Genomic DNA, 23,331 nt, shown 5'->3' on the forward strand with positions numbered 1-23,331 from the left:
TTTAGGCTTCCTGCTTGGCGGGAAGGGTTTGTTTTCGATAGATATACCAGTAAACAAGCGGCACGACAAACAGGCTGACGGCCGTTCCGACCAGCATGGCGGCGATCATGGCAATCGACAGAGGTTTCTGTAACTCACTGCCCAGGTCGAATGAGAAAAGCAGCGGAACCATACCGAAGATCGTTGTCAGCGAAGTCATGATGATAGGGCGCAGGCGGCGCCGTCCGGCTTCGTGGATGGCTTCTATCAGCGGCATGCCGTCTTTGCGCAGTTCGTTGATGGCATCCAGCTTCAGGATGGAGTCGTTGATGATGATACCGCAAGTGACTACGATACCGATGGCACTCATCAGGTTCAGCGTATGGCCGCAGATCCACAAGACGAGCAACGAAGCGGCCACGTCGATCGGGATTTCCGACAGGACGATCAGCGGTTGCAGGAAACTCTCGAACTGGGCTGCCAGGATGAAGTACATCAGCAGAATGGAGATGAACAGAATCACCACCAGCTCGTTCAGCATCTGCTGGTTGGAGAAGAAACTTCCCGCGAAGTCCAAGTCCCAGTCTGCCTGATAGTGTTCGTCCGCACGGATTACGGAACGGATGTTCGCCATCAGTTCTTCCGCATTGTCCACGTCGTAGAAGCGGAACGGGATGAATTCTCCGTTCTTTCCGGCCGTCAAGGTCTTCAGGTCTTCGCCGGGTGTGACGGATACCAAGGTCCGCAGCGGAACATAAGAGACTTGTTCCGTTTTCCCGTCGCCCGAAGAGGCATTCGTCCGGATCAGGGTCCGCTGCAATACCGATTCGATCGAAGCATCGTTGCCCACCAGTGTAATGGGCAGGTATTGCTGATAGGAGCGAAGCGTGGCAATCTCGTTCTCCTTGAATGCCGTCTTCAGTGCCCGGTACACGTCGGCATAATCCACGTGATACAGCAACAGTTTCTGGTTGTCGATGGAGATATTCAGCTGGTTGTCGAAGGCAACGCCCACCGGTGCCATGCCTCCGGCTTGCTCGATGTCTTTCTCCAAAGCCTGGATTTGTCCGGCTTCGGGCGTGACTTCCTTGTTCCGGCTATAGAGTTCGGCTACGATGTCGGCTTCTCCGGTATCGAAGAGTTTCTCAAAGACGGTTTCCGGCGGAGCGAAGGATACGACAGCCATCGGATAATGCCGGCCAATCCACTGACTGATGACTTGCTGCAACGGCTGGATCTGGTCGGTCTTCTCTGTCCTGAAGTACAATTCGGCTTCCGAGACCGAGAGTTCCCGCTCGGTGTTCAACAGGAATTGTTGTTGTCCGATATAGGCTGTATGGCGGGCTCCGATCTTCTCGGCTTCTTCCATCAGGGAAGCTATGCGGCTTCGGTTCTCGTCGAGGTGGATGTTTTCATTCCATTCCAGTTGGACGATGAGTTCGTTCTGGTCGATCTCCGGCATCCGGCTTTTCGGGATGGCATAGAATAAATAGACACAAAGCGGGAAGGTGAGGATAATCCCGAGCCACGTCGCTTTCTTGTGGCTGAAGATAAAGTCAACGCCCCGGTCGTAGAAGCGATCAAGTGTATGTTCTTTCACCAGGCTGCTGAACTTAAAGCTGAAGAGCGGATGATTGATCTCCGGAATGCTATATACCAGTTTGTATAAGACGGGCAACAGCATGATGCCGGTGAAGTAGGAGACCAGCAGACCGACGGTCACGGCGAATGCCTGGTCGTAGAAGATGGCTCCGGCAATACCGCTCATAAACACCAGCGGGAAGAACACGGCGATGGTCGTAAGCGTTGAACTCAGCATCGGCGTGATGACTTCCGACGTTCCTTTGATGCAGGCTTCTTCCAGCGAATCTCCGCGCCCGCGGTACTGGGCGATGTTTTCCGTTACGATGATGGAACTGTCGATCATCATACCCAACGCCAGGATCAGGCCGGAGAGGGAAATGATGTTGAGCGACATGTGGAAGAGGTAGAAGAACGAGAAGCTTGTCACAATGCTGACAACCATACTCAATCCGATCACCAGCGGACTCTTGATGTCTCCCAGGAACAGCACGGCTACGATACAGATAAACAGGAAGCCGAGAGAAAGATTCTGCTTCAGGTTGGAAATGGTATAATCCAGCAGTTCGGTCTGGTTGCGGGTAATGCTGAAGTTGATGTCGGGATAAATGGCGGTAAAGTAATCCGTCACTTCGCCCAAGGCAGTTTTCAGCTTATCCATGCTCTCGTCGGATTGCTTGATGACGGCCAGTGTCACGGCCCGTTTCCCGTCGGCCATGGAGACGCCGGTTTCCTTTTCCGGCACGATGGATATTTCGGCCAGGTCTTTCAGCTGGAAGATACGGCTGTTCTTACGCAGATAGATTTGGCGGACGTCGTCGAGCGTACGCAGCAGGGTCGAGAACTTGATGTTGTATTCGTAGTAGCCGTCGCGCACGGTCATACTGCCCGGTTCGATGTTGTTGTTGGCCAATGCCGTTTCCAGTTCCTGCAAGGTGATGCCCGATGTCTCCAGTTTGTTCATGTCCGGCACGATTTGCAGTTGCCTGCCAACGACACCGGTCACATCCACCATGGCCACTTCGGGCAATTGTTCGATGCGGCGTTTGATGACGTTCTCGGCAAACTGGCACAGGTCGAGGAAGGCGGTTTCGTCGTCCGGACCTTTCAGGGTCAGGTTCAGACAAAAGACCGGTATGTCGGTGGCACTTGCCTTGACTACGCGCGGCCGTTCCATTTCGCGTGGCAGCGTACTCATGGCAGCATCTATCTTTTCATTGACTTCGATGAAAGCCAGGTCGGTATTGGTACCGAACTCAAAGCTCAGGCGGATCACTCCGTTTCCGTCGCGGGTTTCACTCTCGATGTCTTTCAGGCCGGCCACTTGCATAAGCTGCTGGCGGATGGGTTTCACCAAGGTGTTTTCCAGCTCTCGGGCGGAAGTGTTTTGGCCGGAAACCTGTACAGTGATTTCCGGGATGGCAATGTCGGGCAACAACGATACGGGAATGGTGAAGTAAGTCACCAGTCCGATGATGAAGCAGGCCGTGAATGCCATCAGCACCGCGATAGGACGTTGTATCAGAAAGCGGACCATATCTTCAGTTATTCAATGAGTTTGACAGGTGATTCGTGGGCAAGATTGATGTTACCGCTGGTGATGATGGAGTCGCCAACCTTTACTTCGCCGTCATCTACCAGCGTATAGCTGGTCGCATTCTCCAGTCCGGTATGTACATACACCCACATGGCTTTGCTGTCTTTCAGGGTGAATAATACCTGCTTGCCGGAACGGAGCACGATGGCTTCTTTGGGCACCACCAGTTGGTCGGGCAGCGAGCGTTGGATGCTGACTTGCACGTTCATGCCTTCAAACAGCTTGTCCGATCCGCCCACCAGTGCTTTTACCTGCACCATGCCGTTTTCGTCAACCAGCGGATTGATCTCAGAAATGCTTCCGGTGGCTTTCAGGCCGGAAACCGCGAAAGGCTGTACTTCCACGCGGTCGCCTATCCGGATAAGTGGCAGCTCATTTTCCAGGATGGTGAACGAGGCTTCCAGCTGGCTGTTGTCGATGATGGTACAGAAAGCTTCGGAAGTGGAAGCTTGGTTATAGGCTTTGGCCGTCAGGTTGGCAACGATCCCGTCGAAAGGAGCGGTCAGCACCGACCGTTTCCATTCGTATTCGGCCAGTTCATACGAGGCCAAGGCTTGCTCGTATCCACTTTGTACCTTGGCCAGCTTCAGGATGTCGGCCGGAACTCGTGCCGAGTCAGCCAGCATATATCCTTGTCCGATCAATACATCTTGCAACTCCAGTTTGGCTTTCTCAAGAGCGTCGGTGGCAATGTCCAGCTGGTTCTTTAACCGAAACGGTTCCAGCTCAGCCAGTTTCTGTCCTTTTCGCACCGATTCTCCGTTTTTGACATAGATACGGGCGATGGCGCCAGCCGATTCAAAATAGAGTTTCGCCTGATTGCGGGCTTCTATCTTTCCGTTACTGATCAGTTCGTGGTGAAATTCAGATCTTACCAAAGGAATAGCGGTTACCTCATTGGTTTCAGAAGGGAGCACTGTCTCTACGGAAGTCTCATTCAGTTCACTCGCTTTCTTCTCTTTTCCGCAGGCGGCACATAGCAACATCAGCGGGATTGTCAACAGTTTGTAGTTCATCATGATATTATCATTTAAGTTGTTCCAAATATATTTATTTTTATCTTGAATTACGCATGATTTGTTCTCTATTTTTCTGGTTCGAGCAAATATAGGTGGTAGAAAAAGTCTCTTGCAAAAATAAAGGTAGACATTTTCGCCATGAACCTTCTTTCTAGTTTGATTATTATCAGTTGAATACATATTAATTATATTAATTGTTAATGGACAAATTTTCTATTTATCTTGTTTGTTAAGCCATTCTTTCACTTTCTCCCGCATTTCCCGGATGGCTTGACTTTCTACTTTGGGCTTTTTGTGCCAGACCGAATCAGCCATCTCTTGCCGTTTATCCGGTTGGTAGAAATCCGGCTCTGCGTAGAGGTTGGCCAGCAGGTAATACGGATAAATGCGTTCAGGCAATATGTCGATCGCGTGCAGCAGTAGTCTTTCTGCTTCGAGATAATTGCCGGCTTCTTGTTCGTTCTTTGCCAGAACATACCGGATCATGGGATCGGAACTGTATCGTGCGGCTTGCCGGAGATATTGGCTTCCTTCTTCCTGCCGCTCGCTGTGATTGAGGCACTGGGCAGCTTCGAACAAGTATCTGGGATTCTGTTTCAGTATGTCATAAAGTGCGACGTATCCTTCGGTGGCAGCTTCGTAGGCTTTGTTGTTGTGTAACATCTTGAGCCGGTTCCATTGTTCGTAGGCCTTGTAGCGGTCTGCCGCCGATGTGCATACGAACAGGCTGCATACAGCCATGCCGATCATCCCTATCCGTTGGACAGGAAGCCAGTTGTTTCCTGCTGTATATCCTGTCGGGATGGCCAATGTACACAGGCAGACCCATAAAATCCAGAAGTCCGGAAGTTGCAAGGGATAGGAAGAGAAGGCGAAGATGGCAAAGGCAATCAATGCCCCGGCAATCCCGGATTGTTTTGTCCGAACAGCCTGAAGGAAAGCACTGACACCTACCCCTAGGAAGAGCAATAAGGGGAAGATGCCTAATTCTACTGCAATTTGCAGGTATTCGTTAAAGGCATATTCAGGGCATCCGGCTACCCATTTTTCCTGACTGGAGGCATGTTTTAGGTAGCTAGCCTGGGCTTCGGCGAAAGCTTCCGGGAAATGTCCTACTCCTACGCCCAAGCCCTGTTGTTCCCGGATGATTTGCGCGGAAACCTTCCACATCAGCAGGCGTCCGTCTGCCGAATCTTTCTTGAGATGGTACATGCCATAAGCCCCTCCGGCCAGCAGCAACACACTTGCCAGTAGCATGGCCGTGATCCGTTTGGGATATTGACGTACATAAGAAATGATGGCGGCTTTGTAATAGCTAATCAGTACCCAGGCAGAGCCGAGCAAGGCTGCAATCCAGGCAGAACGGCTTCTTCCGGCAGGCAATACAACGCAGATGACCAGCACGCAAAGCCAGGCATAATGCCCTGTTAATTTCCGGCTGTGTAACGCCACATGTAAAGTCCAGGGCAGCAGGATGGCGAGGAATCCAGAATAGGGCCCCGGATTAAAGAAAGTGCCGGTCAGGTTAAACAGGGTATGGTGGGAATACGTGAAACCGTATAGTTGTGCCATGCCACTGACGGCTTCCAAAAGGGCGACTGTTAACCATAGTCCGGTGAAGAATCCCCTTGTTTCGGGACGGAAAAGAAACAAGAGGCGCAAGGTGAACCACAAGACCAGTAATGATAACAGGAAAGCGCATTTGCCGGACAGGGTATTCCCGTCAGAAAAGCAGGAAAGGCAAGCCCAGCCGATGAACAGGCTCCAGGCACCATCCAACCAGGTGATACGTAATCTTTTCCGTTCGGTCAGGTAACCCAGCAGGCAAACGGAACCGAGCAAAACGACTAAATAAGTCCAGAATGCCCGGCCCGTGACCAGTCCGTCGGCCAAGTTGTCAGCCGAGACGAACGGGGTAACTGCCAGTGCTAGGCAAAACATGCTGACAAACAACAATATGAGATAATTCATTAATCTATTCATGTCGTAATTTATGATTCTATTTCACATCTAACAGAAAACGGTCCCACCGGAATCGGTCTGTATAAGGATCGACCGATTTCCAAACTTTCCAAACTTTCCCGACAATGTATTCTTCGGGCAGCAATCCCCAGTAACGGGAGTCTTGCGAATTGATGCCGTTGTCTCCCCCCATGAAATAATAGTCCTTTCTGAAACGGTAAGTCCAGATGGGATGCCCGTCCAAAAAGACGGTCGAGTCGCGGTAGGAAAGCGTTTTCCCTTGTTCCCATTCGACTACCTTTTTATATAACAGGAAATTGAAACGGTCCATACCGACTTCTGCTCCGGCTTTGGGTATATAGAGCGGTCCGAAGTCTTGCACGTTCCAATTGCTTTCATTGAATGGAAATGTCTTGTAAGTTCCTTCCGGGAAATCTTCCGGTTTCATTTGCCCGATGTGGTGTTGCGCTTCCCGATTTCCCAGGTTTTCTTCCTTCCCGTTGATTTGGTAGATACCGTTCCGGATGGAAAGGGTGTCTCCCGGCAAGGCAATACAGCGTTTGACATAGTATTTGAAGAGGTGCATCTCGATCTTTTCCCACGTGTGGGGATGGGGAAAATGAAAGACCAGCACGTCATTGCGTTGTATGTCGTGCAATCCGGGCAGGCGTCGGATGTTAACCTGCTTCCCTTCGAGTGCCTCTGTCAGGTTGAACAGCCTCGGCCCGATCAGGAGCTTGTTGACCAAGACATAATCTCCCGGAACCAGCGTGGGCTCCATCGAGTCGGTCGGTATGCGGAAAGACGCATACACGAAGACCAGCAGGAAGAGCCACAGGGTAACCAGCCCGGCAGCGATTAAGATCAGATTGCTCAGCCAGTCAATGCCTTTCTGTATCCATTTTTTCAGTACCATTGTATCATTCCATTTTTATACGTAAATATTCGGTCGTTCGTTCCCTCGGTACGTACACGGTAAATTGTACCTTGCGGCACGTCGTTGAATGTTAGCGTTCCTTTCTCCCAGCGTTGTGTCCCGGCTGTTATCCAGGCATTATCCCAATATTGTAGAGAGAGTTCTTTTCCTCTGATAAAATGAGGAGCGATATAAGGATAGTACTTGATTTTTGCTATAGAACATGATTTTGGCAATTCCCAACAGATGAATCCTTTTTGATTTGCTTTTCCTCTCCATCCGGTTGCTGAATATCCATCCATTATCTGTCTGATATCTTCTTTGAGATTGGTTGAATGTAGATTTGTAGATATTATTTTCGTAGGTTGAATAGGTTCGTCTGAAGCTGGACTGTAGAAAGCGATTTCACACAAGCCGATAGAATCTGCGGGTAAATCAAGCCGTAAGTATCGATATTGTGACGGGTTGTTAATTGTTATTTCATTACCCCATGCTTCCTGATTTCTGGGCAGACAAACTAAAGTATCCGGGTGGCTGAATTCCGGATCATTGTCTCCACACAGGCACGCGTTTTTCAGCATTGCCTCTAATTTTAGAATTTCATCAGGAAGCAAAAATGATGTGTAGGTTGAAACCGTTATGGGCTTAACCTCTTTTTCCGGTTGTAAGATTATCTGCTGGCCATTGCTATCTAAAAGAAATGCCGGACCAGCTGGTAATAAATTTCCATTTTGATAAAACATGGGCAAATAAACAATATCCTTTCCCATGTCTTTAAAAAGAACTTTCCCATTTTTTCGGATTTTTCCCCATTGCACGGGTATCCAGCCTTGATTTCCATAAATACAAAGGTAAGCATATTTTATATTCTTTTTAATAGGACGACTTAATGATATATTAACATCAACAGTTTTGAAATACTCATTAGAGACATCCCGCATAAAAGGATTTAAGAACAAAGGAGGTATATCTTCTCTGTTGACTTTCGGGTCTGCCAACGGGCCTTCCAGATAATATTCAAATGTCCTGCGATAAATTTTAGCAGCTCTGAATCTTCCCCAATACCGGTCAAAACTTTCATTGTTATAGACTTGTTTGTATTTCCATCTCTCCCAATCATTGAATGGCTCAAATGGATAAGTTTCTCCATTAATAATTAAGCTATTCCATGTATGTGCTCCGGATCGGTTTGCCCATGCCGGTACGAAATCAATGGCTACAGCCATGCCCAGCGCGGATAATTGCAGGCAATTATACCAAGCTTTCGTATCGCATACACCTCGTTTGATGTATTCGAAAGTTTTGGCATCATATATAGGCATGTCAACAGCTGCCATATCACAATATAGTTGGTCGCTGTACTGTTGATGTAGCGAATCTATTACAATGCTGATACTACGGGTGGTATCATTAAATATATGAGCATGACGTTGATAGAATACATCTCGACAATTGTCAATACAAATTCCTTCAGCATAACGGTAAGGCAGAATGTAACGGCAGAAATCTTCGAAAGGCGCATTGCGTGTATAGGCATTTTCCTGCCAGGCTTTGAATGAACGATCTATTTCTCGTATCAGCCAATCTGCTCGTACCACCCGAATATCTTTTTGAGAAGATACGTGTAAAACTTTGTATCTGTTTTCCGACCAAAACCGGTCTATTTCTTTTTGCCATTCAGTAGCTACATTCCAGTTATACTTTTCAGAGATGGCAACATATTTGTCGTATATGGCTTGGAATTGTTGTACTGCGGTTGAATCATGGCCGGAATGTCCGACCATGTTCTCGATCAGGAAGCGGGCTGCCCGGTATTTCATTTCGTCGCCCTGATAGTGTTCCAGTACTTTTTCCAATTCCGCCCGGTTGTCGCCTGCGTATTCCAACGCCATGTCGAGCTTGTCTTTGGATTGGCAGGCAGTCAAAAGCAATAGAAGTATATAGACCGTTGTTTGTTTCATATTTATCTAAAATTATTGGGAATGTCTTTTGTTAGATCAAATTAGTAGTGTATCTTGTTGGTATTCCCTTCTAGTTGATTGCTGAACAAATACGCTGTATCAAATTTTAAATGAATACAACATACATTCTGGATCATCTGCTAAACAGAATCCTTTATGCTGGGCTTCATGGATGATGAGCGTCGTTATTCTCTTATCAGCCTTCAATAGTTCAACCGGTTTCCCTTCCCAGTCGATAATGCAGATTTCCATCTGGTTTTCATTGTCTTTTACTTCCCTGAGCAGATATAGATACTTCTCTGAGCAGCAGATTCGCAGTACCCGCGGATCAGAAGTTTCTTTCCGCTTGGCCGAAATCATCTCTTCGGAACTGAATGTGTATTCGTAGTTCCCCAGCTTCTTTCTGAACTTCAGAAGTGGAAGCTCTTTCCCGGTCGGATCGAACGAGAAGATATCCAATACATAATTGGAGGCAGATGCGAATAAGTTTTTCTTCGGGTGTTTGACCATTTCGCATTGATGGAACATGGCTTTCACCATAGCCGGTATGTCTTTTTCTTCCGGCCAAAACGCAGGATAATCGCCAAAGGTCCGTAAGGAATCTGCTTTGTGCTTCTGGTAAAGAGCATATCGTTGTTTCCACATACCTGAAAATACAAACAAGGAGTCATTGAGCGGCAGGAAACGATCGCTCATCTGTGGCAATTGCGTATGCCCGTGCATCTGCGGATGCGGTGCTAAAACCTGGTCTTTTGGGATGTAGGCAAACTTAAACAACGGGCGACTTAAGATGTAAAGCTTATCATTACACAAGTTGATATCTAATGGACTAACCATATCATCCGGTCCGCTGCCTTTAGAGATTAATCTTTTCTTGATGGTATGTCGTCCGGGATCATATACATTCAGCAAGGAATCGCCATGAAAATCATTAATGATAAGCAGGCTGTCTATTTGTACCAACTGCATGCCTATTCCGATAATATCGGGATATTCCATGTTTTGCAATGAAATCTGACGAACTTTATCAAATGTATAAGGTTCATCTTCTGAAGTCTTGCTTGTGCATTGTATGAACGACAGGCAAATAGCAAATAAGATAATCAGTTTCATGGCATTTGTTATTTATTATACAATGCTGGATTAATTCATTTTACATTTTATGATAACAGGATTATCATCTTCTTTCATACCCTTCATCTGTGATGAGATTTTCTCCGATAATGGATTTTCCTGGCTATATGTAATAATTTGTTCTGGAGTCAGGGCATATAAAAGATAATTACCTTCAATTCCTATAATTCCATCCGGATTGGGAAGTCCTTCGAGCAATTGGTTGCAAATACGGATCTTCTTTGTATCTCTATCGTAAAGGCAGTAATACAATTGATCGGTTTCAACCGTGAAAAATAACAGGTTGTTTGTGACATATAAACTTTTAATGCCGAAAATATATTCTTTGGCATCATAAAGCTTTTGGTAATCTCTTGCTTGCAACGGGCTTTCCAACGAAAGGTCGGCAATACTTTTCTCATGCGGGAAAGTCAGCTGATATACTGGTGTCGCGATTGTATCTTTGGGAGTCCATGAATAAACAACGTTCTCAAACTGATGATAGAAAAAGACGGTATTATCATCAACTGTGCTGAAGGTAGAATAGGGAATATATACGATGTCGTTGAAATACTTTTTCTTATTGATAAGTTTCAGGTTGTTCTGTCCATCAGTAAACTCAAAGTAATAATCATTCTTCTTACCGAGATTGGCATCAAACAGCAATACTTCATTCTTCAATTTTCCTACTCTCATGTAAGGATCTTCCACTTTTATCTCGCAGATTCGTGTGCCATCTAAAGAAAACTCTTTGATGAACTGGTAAGAATCCAATATTTGCAGGGTATTGTTTTCAGGATCGAGTGCGATATCTACCGGATAGATCAGTTCATCTGGTCCGTTTCCGATAGGAAAACGTCTGATGAAAGATCCATCATTCTTAAATGACAGAAGAGTATTCTGGATGATTGAATGTATAACAAGAGTATCATGGCAAGACACGATCTTATGCAACATAGCAGGAAGCAGACAATTCTCAGACGTTTCCAGTGGAATATATTCATATTTGGAGAACAGCGCTTCGTCTTGAGTCTTCGTAACATCTACTTCAATGTTTTCGGGCGCGTCGTTATGAATGGTTTCCTGACAAGAAAGCAGGCAAACGCTGGATAAAACAGCGAAGATGGTTTTAAATGTGTTCATGACGTATTTTGTATTATATGTTAACGGTTGTGCTTTATTAATCTCAAGTTTAGTTCATATCAAATACTAAAAAAACTCTAATAGGCAAGGATTGTCATTAGCATCTAGCTTTAATAGTTGTTCTCCATTTAATGAAAGAGCTTGGTTACATTCTTCTTGTTGTTCTGGAAGAATATATAACAAGATACTATCGTCACTTTCTCCGGTAAAGGCCGTTGCAAGAATGCTTCCATAGGAGAATTGTGTCGAGGTTATCATCTTTCCCGATTCTATTTTGGACAAATAGTTTGTTCCTCCAACATTACTATGTATCCATATTTTGTCTTTTAATCCATAAAAATTGCATAGATAATTCATTTGATTGGCACTTCGGACAAAGTCTGTTCCTTTACTATTAAACATTTCTAACAGTTCATTCGTAGAAAGATAATTGGGGTTTGAAGTATAATGCCCTTGATTGAATGTTTCAGTCTGAGGATTAAACGAGACAAATTCATTGGCAAGCCCTAATTGAAAAAGATATGAATCATTATATTGAGGAAACTGCACCGGACGGAACATCAAATAAGGAATTTCTTTTTTTAGATATTGTTTCAAGACTTGACAATTCTCATCAACAAGTGTCAGGATATATTCATTTTGTCCGGTTACAAGTAAAATATGAGAATTATTCAGCCGTTTAAATTTGTAGATAGTGAAAGGAAAGCTCTTCTTATATAAAAACTGTCCATTGAAAGCATCAAATGATTTTATACTTTGGTTGTCTGAAATCCAAATTTCAGTTTTCCCATTCACTTCATAAACCTCAAAGTCTTCAATACGTATGAACTCTTCTGGGCCAGCTCCTTTTTGAGTTAGTGCAGATATAAAATTGCCTTGTTCGTCAAAGTGGAAGAGGGAATTGCCAGAAGAGGCTATATAATAGTGATTCTTGAACTTCTTTATTTTATCAATTTGTCCTATCAAACAAGTGTCATTAGTTTCTAATGGAACCAGTTTATAAGATTGGGAGAACAATTCCGTCCAAGAAGGATTATCTTCTTTGGGCAATTTTTCCTGATCCCATAAGATATCCGAATCCGTATGTTTCGGATTAGAGCAGGATATTGCCCATAAAGATATGCAAATCATTAATTGTATAAATAAAACATTCTTCATGATATTTTTACTTTAGATTTATTTTTAACAGAATCCACTTATTACTTGTTGCTGGTAAAGCTTTCAACCTTTGTTTTAACTTGTCATAAGAACAGGTATGCGATTGATAATGCTTGTTTAAGTCTTGTTCTCGAACAATCATATACAAGCTATTATCTTTCGCTCCTAAAAAAGGGTTATAGCTATATGTCTGAAATAGGTCAAATAGTTTATCAAAAGAATAGACTTTATTACTGTTTAAATCTATCATATAGAAATTATCTCTTTTCCCTCGTAATTTAAATACTAATTTGTTATTGACCAATTGAAAACTGGTATGAGTATAGATATACTTGTTTTGAGTAATAATATCATTCATCTCTTTATCTTCCGAAGGTCCGGCCGGTTCTTTATCTTTGGTCAGAAAATCTCCGTGGAAATTGAGCGCATAATAAGGCTTCATCTTCTTTTGCAGGTAAGAGTAACAATAAATTGTATCAATCTTACTTGGAAAAACATAAATACGCTTGGTATTAGTATCTTTTGCATACAGACTGAAAGGCGCATAAGGATTAGATTGTGTTCCCCATTGTGGGATAAATAACTGATGGATTGTTTGGAAATCAGTTAATGCAAATAAATGTTGCTGAATACTACCTTTTTCATCCTTGCCTCCACCAGAATAGACTAAAAAATCTGGAAAATCAGCAGTAATGATATTTGTACAAGAAAACGGCAGTTTGATTCGTTTCAGAAATGTTCCATCCAATTTATATTTATGTATGATATTGCCGAAACTTATCACCCAAAGCTCTTCTAATTCGGGAATAATCGTCATTGATTCTGTTGCGATAGGATCTTGTAATTGGAGCTCTTTTACATATTCTCCTGTATCTTTAAATATGACAATTTTGACTCCGGCAATTGTGCGCCCCATAACATAATATAAGTCTTTATACGGGATAATAGTCATATACGTATCGAATAAATCTTTTTCCAATATCGTACAAGATATATCTTCAATCCAATCATCAAAGAGTGTTGGTATCGTCTTATCCATATCGCATGTTACCACTTCGTCTCCACTATTCATTGTTTCGCTTGTGGCGCTGAGAACAAGCATAGATAATATGGAAATTAATAATAATATTCGTCGTTTCATAACTTTATAAGTTAGTGTGTAAGTAATAAATCTTTTCATATTTTTCTTTTATCAAGAAAAAGTGTATATGTATTTTGATTTATGTTTACTTTTACATGCTTTTTTGAATGTTATTCTATTTTTGTGTTAGCAATGTTATGGATTATTTTAAAAAATACCAAATAAAATGTCTTATATTATTCTTATAAAATTCTTATATCCGGATATAAGAATTTATTCATTTGATTAATAGTAAATTTCTACGTAAGCGTATAAGCACCGTCTGCTCTTCATCTACATCTAAAATATTCTTCTGGCATGACGGCAAGCTGCCAACAAAACAAGCAGCAAATGAATCAGGTAATTTTTATGAATATAAAATACTAACTGATTTCGTTACTCAAAAGTAGAAAAATAAACGATTCGTTGTATGGACAGCCTGTTTGTGTGTCAAATGAATGATAAATAGGAAGTTAATCGATAAAACGTCAATTTTTTACCGGACAGCTTGCTCTTAAAAAGAGTGAATGAAATATTTTATTACTTAATATTTATAGAGATAACAGTCCATTCTAATATGTCGTTGATCATATATTCCATATCTCTTTGGATTTTGGGCAAAAAGAAAAACAACTGCTTTACAGAAAATATACTATATTTGTAGTAGCGAAACGGCTGTTTCGGAAACGGCCATTTCGGAACTTGGAATGAAAGGAATGAGTCTATGAAATTTTTTGATAGAACAAATGCAATCGCATCTCTGCGTGAAATTCGCGGAATGGCAAAAAATAACGCACAATTTACAGTTGTGACGGGACGGCGCCGCATCGGCAAGACTTTCCTTGTGTGGAAAGCATACGAGGACGAACCGATTCTCTATTTTTTTGTTGCTCGCAAAGCTGAAGGAGACTTGTGCGAAGACTATCGGCTTGAGATCGAAAACAAATTGGGAATCCCGACGATGGGACGGGCGGAACATTTTGCCGATGTGTTTGAGTTCCTGATGAAACTTTCCATAGAACGACCTATCACACTGTTCATTGATGAGTTCCAGGAATTCTTCCGCGTGAATAAGTCTGTTTACAGCGACATGCAGCGTATCTGGGATATGTACAGTTCGAAAGCCCGAATAAACCTGGTTGTTTGTGGTTCTATTTACTCAATGATGACGAAGATATTCAAAGACAAAAAGGAACCACTGTATAACAGGCAGACACGTTTTATGACGGTACGCCCGTTTACACCAGCCGTTCTAAAGGAAATTTTGATGGAGTATCATCCCGGTTACACGGCAGAAGACTTATTGGCTTTGTATTCTTTTACAGGAGGCGTGGCAAAGTATGTGCAGTTGCTTATAGATGCCGGAGCGACTACCAAAGAAAAAATGTTGGATCAGATTGTAAAGGCCGATTCCATTTTTCTGGGAGAAGGCAAATCCATACTTATTGAGGAGTTTGGCAAAGATTATGGAATTTATTTTTCCATTCTCTCTGCTATAGCAAGGGGAAAGACCTCGCGTTCGGAAATAGAAAACGTGGTAGGTAAGGAAATCGGTGGTTATCTGACCAAGCTGGAAAACGAGTACGAGGTTATTGCCAAGAAACAGCCTCTGTTTGCGAGAAATTCCACTAAGAATGTTCGCTATATAATAGAAGACAATTTCTTTACGTTTTGGTTTCGCTTTATCTACAAGTACAGTTATATGCTGGAAATAGAGAACTACGAGAGCTTGAAGACGATTATAAACCGAGACTACGAAACATTCAGTGGTGTGATGCTTGAACGCTATTTCAGACGCGTGTTGATTGAACGTCAGGCTTATACACGGATTGGCGGATGGTGGGACCGCAAAGGTGAAAATGAAATTGACATTGTGGCCGAGAATGAACTGAACGATGAAGCCACGTTCTTCGAAGTAAAACGTAAAGCCGTAAACATAGATATGGATATGCTGGAGCAAAAGGCAGCAACTTTCCTGCGTGCTACTGGCGAATTCAAAGGATACAGTATATCTTACCGAGGATTGTCAATGGATGACATGTAGAAGAAAAGACATGGTCACATTTATAAATAGGAAGAATGACAACCCGAAATATGGCTTTTCCTGGCAAGATGTGAGGAGCAGGGGCAAAGATAAAATCAGATATTCGGATAAATTGTATTAATTTTGTATGCATTCAAAAGATTAAAAGCCGATGTTACATAAAATCCGATATGGCTGGTTCTTCCTTTTACTGCTCGTTTTGTGGAGTTGTAAATTGGATTCTAAGAAAGAACCGGCTGAAATGATTTACGAAGTGGCGGTATTGCGCGGTCCGTCAGCGATAGCCTTTGCGCAATGGATGGAGAAAGAGCCGGCATTGAACGGAAGGAAAATGCAGGTGAAGGTTTTGGATTCGCCCGAACAGATGCAGGCGTTGTTGGTGAAAGGAGAGGCCGATATAGCGGTTTTACCAATGATTTCGGCCGCCAACCTGTATAATAAAGGAATCCGCTATCCACTGTTGGGCTGCCCGATTTGGGGAACTTTGTATCTGGTAGGGCATGAGCGTATTGTGCCGCCTGTCTATTTGTTTGGTGCCGGGACGACGCCCGACATACTTGCCCGTTATTATCTGGAGCAAAAAGGTTCTTATACGTATGACTATTCGTTTGCAACGGCTCGCGAAGTCTTGTTGTCATTGCAGACGGATAAAGTACAGACGGCCGTATTGAGCGAGCCGTTTCTGTCGATGGCATTGGAACAGGATTCCACACTCCGGATTCTGGCAGACCTGAATCGCCCGGATTCATTGTCGTATGGCTTTCCGCAGACGGCGGTGGTTTGTCGGGAATCTCTGCTGACATTCAAAGATTCCATTCAGACACTTCTGGATCAGTCCTGCCGTTTTGCACAGGAAAAACCGGAAGAGGCGATCCGTATATTGGAAAACAGACGTGTATTCGGTAGCCGGATGCTTTCGCCTGCCACCATCGAGCGTTGTCGTATTCACTATGTCCCGGCTACTGAGTGCCGCAAGGAAGTACGGCATTTTCTGGAGCTGATGAATCATTACGAGCCCCGTTCGACGGGAGGCCAGTTGCCCGACTCAACCTTTATTCCCTGAATGACGTATGAAACGTACTGTACTGACTTGTCTGTCTATCTTGTTGATACCTGTTGCCTGGCAGCTGCTTTCGTGGCAGATGGCACAGCCGCAACTGATTCCTTCGTTTCCGGATCTGATGTGGGCGTTGCTTCGTGTGGTTAGTTCGCCCGGATTTCTTGTCAGCATAGGGACAACATTACTGAGGGCATGCGCCGGCTTGCTGCTTTCGCTGGCAGCGGCTTCGATAACGGCCTTTCTGTTGAACCGGTCGGAAACGATACGGCTCTTGTTCATGCCCTGGTTGTCGCTACTGCGCTCTGTGCCGGTCATCTCTTTTATCCTGCTGGCATTGATATTCCTGAACCCGGAAATGATTCCTTTGCTGATAGCTTTTCTGACAATGTATCCGCTGCTCACCGAAAACCTGCTGAAAGGGCTGATGAACCGGCGGGATTCCTGGAAGATGCTGGCCCGGCAATTCCATCTGCATGCCTGGAACCGCCTGTTTCAGATTGATTATCCGCAACTGCGACCCTATCTTTTCAGTGGACTGGCTTCGGCTGTGGGTTTTGGCTGGCGGGCAATCATTATGGGTGAAGTCTTGTCGCAATGCGTGGATGGCATTGGGAAACGGATGAAAGAAGCACAGGTCTTTATTGATGTCCCGGAGCTGATCGCCTGGACCTTGGTGGCAATTGTCTTGAGCTGGCTGACCGACAAATTGATTTCCCGCTTGTCGGACTGGCAGCCTTCTGTGCGCTATCGCCATTCGGTGGTAGTATTGCCGGCTGTTTCACTTCAGCCCCATGATATAAGTCTGGCGGATGTCTCTTATTCCTATGGAGTACATCACATGAATATCGTCCTGAAAGCCGGAAAGATATATGCGCTTTCGGCTCCGTCGGGACGGGGAAAGACGACATTGCTGCAACTCCTCAACGCAACCTTGAAGCCCACCGGTGGAGCAATCACTGGTTTGCCCCAGCAGACCGCCAATTTGTTTCAGGAGCCGACGCTGCTTCCGCAACTGACGGCCAAGGAAAATATTATGTTAGGTGGTTCTGCTTATTACGATCGGGCAATCTTGGAGCAGGAAGCACTCCGGCTGCTGAAGGCTTTTCAGCTGGAAGAACAGGCCGGGATGTATCCGGCAGCCTTGAGTTACGGGCAACAGCAACGGGTTGCTTTGGCACGGGCGTTAATGTTCCCGGCCGGATTGCTGTTGCTGGACGAACCTTTCAATGGTCTGGATGCAGAGCTGCGGCAGCTGGTTGCCCGTTTCCTGGTGGCATGGCAGCAGGAAAAACAGGCGACTGTTGTTTTCTCGTCGCATCATACCGATGAGATCAAGGCGATGAATGCCGAAGTGATTGGGCTATAGGCTTGCATATCCACAGGATTTTCGTTTCTTTTGCAGGTCAATTCTGAAAACATATCAATATGGAAATAATATATCCGGATTTAATAGCTAAAGCACTTCAGCTGCCGCTTCCGCAGGTACGGAATACAATCGGGTTGCTGGAGTCAGGCGCTACTATTCCGTTTATCAGCCGCTACCGGAAGGAAAGAACCGGCGGACTGAATGAAGTACAGATAACAGACATCAAGAACCAGCTGGACAAACTGACGGAACTGAAGGCTCGGAAAGACACGATCCTGAATGCGCTGGAGAAACAGGAAAAGCTGACGCCTGAACTGAAGGCACGCATCGAGGCATCGTGGGACAGCAACGAGATTGAAGATATTTATCTGCCGTATAAACCCAAGCGGGTGACGCGGGCAGAGATGGCACGGAAGAAAGGACTGGAACCGTTGGCCAAGCTGATTGCTGCCCAACAGGAGCCTTTCTTATCGGGACGCGTGCCTGCCTTTGTGCAGGGCGAGGTGAAAGACGAAGAAGAAGCTTTGTCGGGCGCGCGGGATATCATTGCCGAATGGGTAAACGAGAACGAGCGGACGCGTAATCAGGTGCGTTTTGCCTTCCGCCAGGCGGTCATCTCGGCGAAAGTCATCAAAGGCAAAGAAGAAGAAGGCGCGAAATACCGGAACTACTTCCAGTTCGAAGAGAAGCTCTCGCGGTGTCAGTCTCACCGCCTTCTGGCTGTACGGAGAGGCGAGGAGGAAGGCATCTTGCGGGTTTCGATTGCGCCGGCAGCCGACGATGCCTGCCTCGAATCCTTATACAGGCAGTATAAACGGAATAATGGCGCCTGCTGGGAACAATTCCAATTGGCGATTGATGATGCCTATAAGCGTTTGCTCAAACCTTCCATCGAATCGGAGTTTGCCAAGAGCAGCAAACAGAAAGCCGACGAAGAAGCGATCCGCGTCTTTGCCGATAATCTCCGGCAGTTACTGCTGGCTCCGCCTTTAGGGCAGAAGCGAGTCTTGGGTATTGATCCGGGTTATCGCACCGGCTGTAAGGTGGTTTGCCTGGATGCGCAGGGAAATCTGTTACACAACGAGACGATTTATCCGCATCCGCCCAAGAATGAACGGAAGAAGGCCGAGATCAAAATCCAGCATCTGGTGGAGGCTTATAATATAGATGCTATCTCGATTGGTAACGGAACTGCCAGCCGCGAGACGGAAGAGTTTATTACCAACATCCGATATACCAGGCCGGTCAAGGTCTTTGTCGTCAGTGAAGACGGAGCTTCTGTCTATTCGGCTTCGGCCGTGGCGCGGGCGGAATTTCCGGAATACGACGTAACGGTGCGCGGTGCTGTTAGCATTGGCCGCCGTTTGATGGATCCTTTGGCTGAGTTGGTCAAGATAGACCCGAAAAGCATCGGCGTCGGTCAATACCAGCATGCCGTTGATCAGGCGTTGCTGAAGAAGAGTCTGGATCAGACGGTCGAGAGCTGTGTGAACTTGGTAGGCGTGAATGTGAATACAGCGAGCAAGGAACTACTGACGTACATCTCCGGTTTAGGACCTGTCTTGGCACAGAATATCGTACAGTACCGGGCAGAGAACGGTCCGTTTGACAGCCGGAAAGACCTGAAGAAGGTACCGCGATTAGGAGAGAAGGCTTTCGAGCAATGTGCCGGTTTCCTGCGTATTCCTAATGGAAGCAACCCGTTGGATCATTCGGCGGTTCATCCGGAAAGTTATCCGGTGGTGGAAAAGATGGCGGCAGACTTGCACTGTACGGTGGGTGAGCTGATGAAACGGAAGGAGCTGAAGCAGCAAATCTGTCTGGAACAGTATCAGACGGATGAGATTGGTATGCCGACCTTGCAGGATATCATGAAGGAATTGGATAAGCCGGGGCGCGATCCGCGCAGCGAGATCCAGGAATTCAGCTTTAACCCCGATATTCATTCCATCGATGATTTGCAGGAAGGCATGGTGCTGCCGGGCATTGTGACGAATATTACCAACTTCGGTTGCTTTGTTGATGTAGGAATCAAGGAAAACGGACTGGTGCACATCTCGGAACTGGCAGACCGCTTCGTCAGTAATCCGGCGGAAGTAGTTTCTATTCATCAGCATGTACAAGTGAGAGTATTAAGTATAGATACAGCCCGGAAACGGGTACAATTATCCATGAAAGGAGTTGAATCATGAAAGAGAAAATAAACAAGACGAATGTGGCTCGTTTGCTCGACAAGGCCAAGGTAGCGTATAAATTGGTGCCTTATGAAGTAGACGAAAATGATCTGAGTGCAACGCATGTGGCAGCCCAGTTGGGTGAAGATGTCAGTCAGGTGTTCAAGACGCTGGTATTGCGTGGCGACAAAAGCGGTTATTTTGTCTGTGTAGTACCGGGCGCATCGGAAGTGAATCTGAAGAAGGCAGCGAAGGTATCCGGCAACAAGAGTTGTGAGATGATCCACGTGAAGGAATTATTGCCGCTGACTGGTTATATCCGTGGCGGTTGTTCTCCGATCGGGATGAAGAAGCATTTCCCGACATATATACAGGAATCGGCAACCGGATTCGATCATATTTATGTCAGTGCCGGGCAACGCGGTCTGCAGGTTTGCCTGGCTCCGGCCGATCTGATTAGAGAGGCACGGGCTGAAGTGGCCGATCTGATCGATTAAGTAAGGAGTTACAAGATAGCAGAGGAGGAATGATCTGTTTACACGCTGCCGTGCGACAGAACATTCCTCTTTTTATATAAGTCCGGATCAGGCTTGTCTCCGGTAATTGAGAGGTCACTTTTCAACCTTAAACTTCATGATGGTAATGGAAGAAGGTGGAAACTTATACGTTTTGGGCACACCGATGGTAAAGGTTGTCTTTTTCTTCACCGGTTTGATCAGGTCGGGTTTCTCAAACGTATTGCTTGTTTCCGGATCGCCAGCTAATTCTATGATATCAACGGCATCATCCACCGATATTCCCTGAATATTCAGTTCTGCTTTCTCTTCATGCTGTGTCGTATTGACAACTTTCAGGTAAAGCATGCTGTTCTTCTTGTCGAGCGTAGCCACCGAAGCCAATGATGGATAAGGACGCATACCGGCTTTCTGTACCAGAACATCATCCACATAACAGAAGATTGAATCCTTCCGGCAGCTGATACGGACGTTGTAGTCGGTATTGTTCACCAGAGGCTGCTTGACTGTAGTGGCCAATGTGTCGGTTACATTGCCGCTCTGGTGATATAACCGGGCGTAGCCGTCGCCGAGGGTAAAACTGATATAATCCTGCTGTTCGCGAAGGCGGCCGTTGTTGCGGACACGGAACTGGATCAGCTCGCTGCCCTTTGTACGGCGAATATGCGAAGTAAACTCGTAGTCGCTTGCTGTCGAATCGCCTAATAAGACATAATTCCATCGGTTGGGAACCGGTGTTAGTATGCCGGAAGAAATTCCCCAGTTGCCACCCAGAATCCGTCCTTGTTCTACCGGTTTCCCATCGATCATTACCTGATTCATCTCATAGCAGTTATCAAACATATACACTGAAGCGAATCCGTTAGTAATCGTCGGGCGCAGATAGGTTTCAACCTGGGAAGGAATCACCTCGTCTCCGCGGTATTTGCTGAACAGCATCCACATATAATAAGAAGGAGAGAGCACGATCTGATGGTTATTGAAAAGGATCATCGGCCAGCGCTCTTTGGTATAATCGGCATTACCTAATACGGGAGAATACGCGATGCGCGACATCATGTCCGGATAATTCTCAATGCCGACCAGGAAACAGGCTTCCGCAATGGCCGACGACATGGTCCGTGCTTCCGACGACTGCATGTTCCCGAATTCACCCACGAAGGTATTTTCCCATTCATACCGGCTTTTGACCGTCTCGTAACGGCTCTGGTTAGAAAGGAAGAACGAGTTTTTCCCGTTGAAATGGGTGTCATGCCATTCGCTTCGTGGCTGACGGCCGACCAGGCGGTTACTGATGACTGTGATCTCCGGCCATTTCTCTTTGATGGCTTTTCGGAACAGTTCGAAGCGTTTGGTATATTCATGTCCGTAGTTCTCGCTCCCGATCTCGACATATTTCAGGTGGAAAGGTTGCGGATGACCATTTTTGGCACGCAGCGCTCCCAACACCGAGTCCGTCGGATAATTGGCATATCCGATGGCATCCAGTGCGTCTTGTACCAGCTTATCCATCTCGGTAATGGACTCATAACGCGGACGCCGGCTCATATTCGTGATACCACTGTTGATCACATAGATCGGTTCTGCTCCCAGGTCTTCGCACAGCTGCAGGTATTCGTGATAACCGGTGCCGTTGGTCGTTCCGTATCCCCAGACATTCCAGAAGTGTTTGCGCTCGGCAATGTTACCCAACGTCTCTTTCCAGACAGGATAAGTCCCTGCTGTATATCCTTCTACGAAAGCACCTCCGGGAAAACGCACGAAGCGAGGTTGCAGTTTGGCAATGGCTTCCATAATATCCTGTCGCTGTCCGTTGGGGCGGCCTTTCCAGGTTTCCGGGAACAACGACACGACATCCAGCCAGAACGTCTGACTGCTGTCTGACGAGAAAGTCAGGATTGCCTTATTGCTCGTGGCATTAGCCGTAAAAGTATGCCGGTATTTCTTCCATTCATAATGGGTACTGACCGTAAAGACGTCACTCAACACCCGGTTCCCGATGGAATCTTCCAAAGCGATGTGCAAATTCTTCGGTAAGACCGAGGCACCTTTCAGGTAAAAGGAAAGCTGATAAGTCTGTCCTTGCTGGATGGCCAGACCATTATAGCCTTCAGCCACGACACCGCCCCGACCATTCTGGGCCGAAGTGGTAATCGAAACAACCAGCGAGCGCTTGTTCTTCTCATTCAACAACTCTTTGGTATCCGGATAAATCCATGTATTGGTGGATAAAGGTCTCCAGCCGGGAAGCGAATCAAGACGCATAAACGGCATGTCATAGCCATTCGGAGTCGTAATTACCCGGCGGCGGGCATCATACGGGCAGTTCAAAGGCGGAATTCCATCCTCAAAACTCCGGTTTTGTATCATCTCGGCATACAGACCTCCATCAATGGCATGATTGATTTCTTCCAATGTAATACCGTATAAATCCGGATTGACGGTTTGGATGGTGCCTTCCGCATCAATATGTATAACTGAAGTCACCGGCGTTTCCTGCTGGCAGGAAACCAACCCGCCGACCAGCAACGAAATCATCCATAACTTCAAGAAAATAATCGCTTGCTTCATTCTTGTAAAGAACTTCTCTGAATTTGGGTGCAAACTTACGTAAATTCGGTGG

Annotated in this window: 15 protein-coding genes; 5 read left to right on the plus strand and 10 right to left on the minus strand. The window is 45.7% G+C overall.

The window, feature by feature from the left end:
• Position 1: 1 nt before the first annotated feature.
• From NEE14_RS02775 to NEE14_RS02815, 9 genes are all read right to left on the minus strand, one after another.
• Positions 2-3,097 carry an efflux RND transporter permease subunit gene (locus tag NEE14_RS02775; protein ID WP_251967402.1) on the minus strand — a complete coding sequence of 1,032 codons (3,096 nt, stop codon included), beginning with the start codon at positions 3,095-3,097 and terminating at the stop codon, positions 2-4.
• 8 nt (positions 3,098-3,105) lie between these two features.
• Complete coding sequence (locus NEE14_RS02780) at positions 3,106-4,176, minus strand: efflux RND transporter periplasmic adaptor subunit (RefSeq protein ID WP_251967403.1); 1,071 nt, start codon at positions 4,174-4,176, stop codon at positions 3,106-3,108.
• A gap of 213 nt (positions 4,177-4,389) precedes the next feature.
• Entirely contained in the window at positions 4,390-6,147 is a 1,758-nt protein-coding gene (locus tag NEE14_RS02785; protein ID WP_338578777.1) for an O-antigen ligase family protein, read from the minus strand.
• A 28-nt stretch (positions 6,148-6,175) separates the two neighbouring features.
• Positions 6,176-7,054, minus strand: a complete 879-nt coding sequence (gene lepB, locus NEE14_RS02790; protein ID WP_251967405.1) for a signal peptidase I — start codon at positions 7,052-7,054, stop codon at positions 6,176-6,178.
• Positions 7,045-9,015, minus strand: a complete 1,971-nt coding sequence (locus NEE14_RS02795) for a hypothetical protein (protein ID WP_251967406.1) — start codon at positions 9,013-9,015, stop codon at positions 7,045-7,047. The genes lepB and NEE14_RS02795 overlap by 10 nt, the downstream gene beginning before the upstream one ends.
• Before the next feature lie 99 nt (positions 9,016-9,114).
• On the minus strand, positions 9,115-10,128 hold the full coding sequence (locus NEE14_RS02800; RefSeq protein WP_251967407.1) for a BF3164 family lipoprotein: 1,014 nt from the start codon (positions 10,126-10,128) through the stop codon (positions 9,115-9,117).
• Between the two features lie 30 nt (positions 10,129-10,158).
• Complete coding sequence (locus NEE14_RS02805; protein ID WP_251967408.1) at positions 10,159-11,271, minus strand: 6-bladed beta-propeller; 1,113 nt, start codon at positions 11,269-11,271, stop codon at positions 10,159-10,161.
• A 66-nt stretch (positions 11,272-11,337) separates the two neighbouring features.
• Positions 11,338-12,429 carry a 6-bladed beta-propeller gene (locus NEE14_RS02810; RefSeq protein WP_251967409.1) on the minus strand — a complete coding sequence of 364 codons (1,092 nt, stop codon included), beginning with the start codon at positions 12,427-12,429 and terminating at the stop codon, positions 11,338-11,340.
• A 7-nt stretch (positions 12,430-12,436) separates the two neighbouring features.
• Positions 12,437-13,570 (minus strand): 6-bladed beta-propeller, encoded by a 1,134-nt coding sequence (locus NEE14_RS02815; RefSeq protein ID WP_251967410.1) that lies wholly within the window; start codon positions 13,568-13,570, stop codon positions 12,437-12,439.
• 703 nt (positions 13,571-14,273) lie between these two features.
• Between NEE14_RS02815 and NEE14_RS02820 the strand changes: the two genes are divergently transcribed.
• From NEE14_RS02820 to ybaK, 5 genes are all read left to right on the plus strand, one after another.
• The gene (locus NEE14_RS02820; RefSeq protein WP_251967411.1) at positions 14,274-15,593 is read left to right on the plus strand and encodes an ATP-binding protein; all 1,320 of its coding nucleotides are present in this window, start codon (positions 14,274-14,276) and stop codon (positions 15,591-15,593) included.
• 151 nt (positions 15,594-15,744) lie between these two features.
• On the plus strand, positions 15,745-16,656 hold the full coding sequence (locus NEE14_RS02825) for an ABC transporter substrate-binding protein (protein WP_251967412.1): 912 nt from the start codon (positions 15,745-15,747) through the stop codon (positions 16,654-16,656).
• 7 nt (positions 16,657-16,663) lie between these two features.
• Entirely contained in the window at positions 16,664-18,019 is a 1,356-nt protein-coding gene (locus NEE14_RS02830; protein WP_251967413.1) for an ATP-binding cassette domain-containing protein, read from the plus strand.
• Between the two features lie 59 nt (positions 18,020-18,078).
• Positions 18,079-20,211, plus strand: a complete 2,133-nt coding sequence (locus tag NEE14_RS02835; protein ID WP_251967414.1) for a Tex family protein — start codon at positions 18,079-18,081, stop codon at positions 20,209-20,211.
• The gene (gene ybaK, locus NEE14_RS02840; protein WP_251967415.1) at positions 20,208-20,690 is read left to right on the plus strand and encodes a Cys-tRNA(Pro) deacylase; all 483 of its coding nucleotides are present in this window, start codon (positions 20,208-20,210) and stop codon (positions 20,688-20,690) included. The genes NEE14_RS02835 and ybaK overlap by 4 nt, the downstream gene beginning before the upstream one ends.
• A 114-nt stretch (positions 20,691-20,804) precedes the next feature.
• Here the strand turns inward: ybaK and NEE14_RS02845 are convergent, their stop codons facing one another.
• Positions 20,805-23,279, minus strand: a complete 2,475-nt coding sequence (locus tag NEE14_RS02845; protein WP_251967416.1) for an alpha-L-arabinofuranosidase C-terminal domain-containing protein — start codon at positions 23,277-23,279, stop codon at positions 20,805-20,807.
• Positions 23,280-23,331: the final 52 nt, after the last annotated feature.

Source organism: Parabacteroides sp. AD58 (assembly GCF_023744375.2).
Classification (GTDB): Bacteria; Bacteroidota; Bacteroidia; order Bacteroidales; family Tannerellaceae; genus Parabacteroides; species Parabacteroides absconsus.

Coding starts and splice junctions, on each gene's coding strand:
- NEE14_RS02830 (WP_251967413.1), top strand. CDS start 16,664: ATGAAACGTACTGTACTGACTTGTCTGTCTATCTTGTTGATACCTGTT.
- NEE14_RS02810 (WP_251967409.1), bottom strand. CDS start 12,429: ATGAAGAATGTTTTATTTATACAATTAATGATTTGCATATCTTTATGG.
- NEE14_RS02815 (WP_251967410.1), bottom strand. CDS start 13,570: ATGAAACGACGAATATTATTATTAATTTCCATATTATCTATGCTTGTT.
- NEE14_RS02795 (WP_251967406.1), bottom strand. CDS start 9,015: ATGAAACAAACAACGGTCTATATACTTCTATTGCTTTTGACTGCCTGC.
- NEE14_RS02825 (WP_251967412.1), top strand. CDS start 15,745: ATGTTACATAAAATCCGATATGGCTGGTTCTTCCTTTTACTGCTCGTT.
- NEE14_RS02775 (WP_251967402.1), bottom strand. CDS start 3,097: ATGGTCCGCTTTCTGATACAACGTCCTATCGCGGTGCTGATGGCATTC.
- NEE14_RS02845 (WP_251967416.1), bottom strand. CDS start 23,279: ATGAAGCAAGCGATTATTTTCTTGAAGTTATGGATGATTTCGTTGCTG.
- NEE14_RS02780 (WP_251967403.1), bottom strand. CDS start 4,176: ATGATGAACTACAAACTGTTGACAATCCCGCTGATGTTGCTATGTGCC.
- NEE14_RS02805 (WP_251967408.1), bottom strand. CDS start 11,271: ATGAACACATTTAAAACCATCTTCGCTGTTTTATCCAGCGTTTGCCTG.
- NEE14_RS02800 (WP_251967407.1), bottom strand. CDS start 10,128: ATGAAACTGATTATCTTATTTGCTATTTGCCTGTCGTTCATACAATGC.
- NEE14_RS02785 (WP_338578777.1), bottom strand. CDS start 6,147: ATGAATTATCTCATATTGTTGTTTGTCAGCATGTTTTGCCTAGCACTG.
- NEE14_RS02835 (WP_251967414.1), top strand. CDS start 18,079: ATGGAAATAATATATCCGGATTTAATAGCTAAAGCACTTCAGCTGCCG.
- lepB (WP_251967405.1), bottom strand. CDS start 7,054: ATGGTACTGAAAAAATGGATACAGAAAGGCATTGACTGGCTGAGCAAT.
- NEE14_RS02820 (WP_251967411.1), top strand. CDS start 14,274: ATGAAATTTTTTGATAGAACAAATGCAATCGCATCTCTGCGTGAAATT.
- ybaK (WP_251967415.1), top strand. CDS start 20,208: ATGAAAGAGAAAATAAACAAGACGAATGTGGCTCGTTTGCTCGACAAG.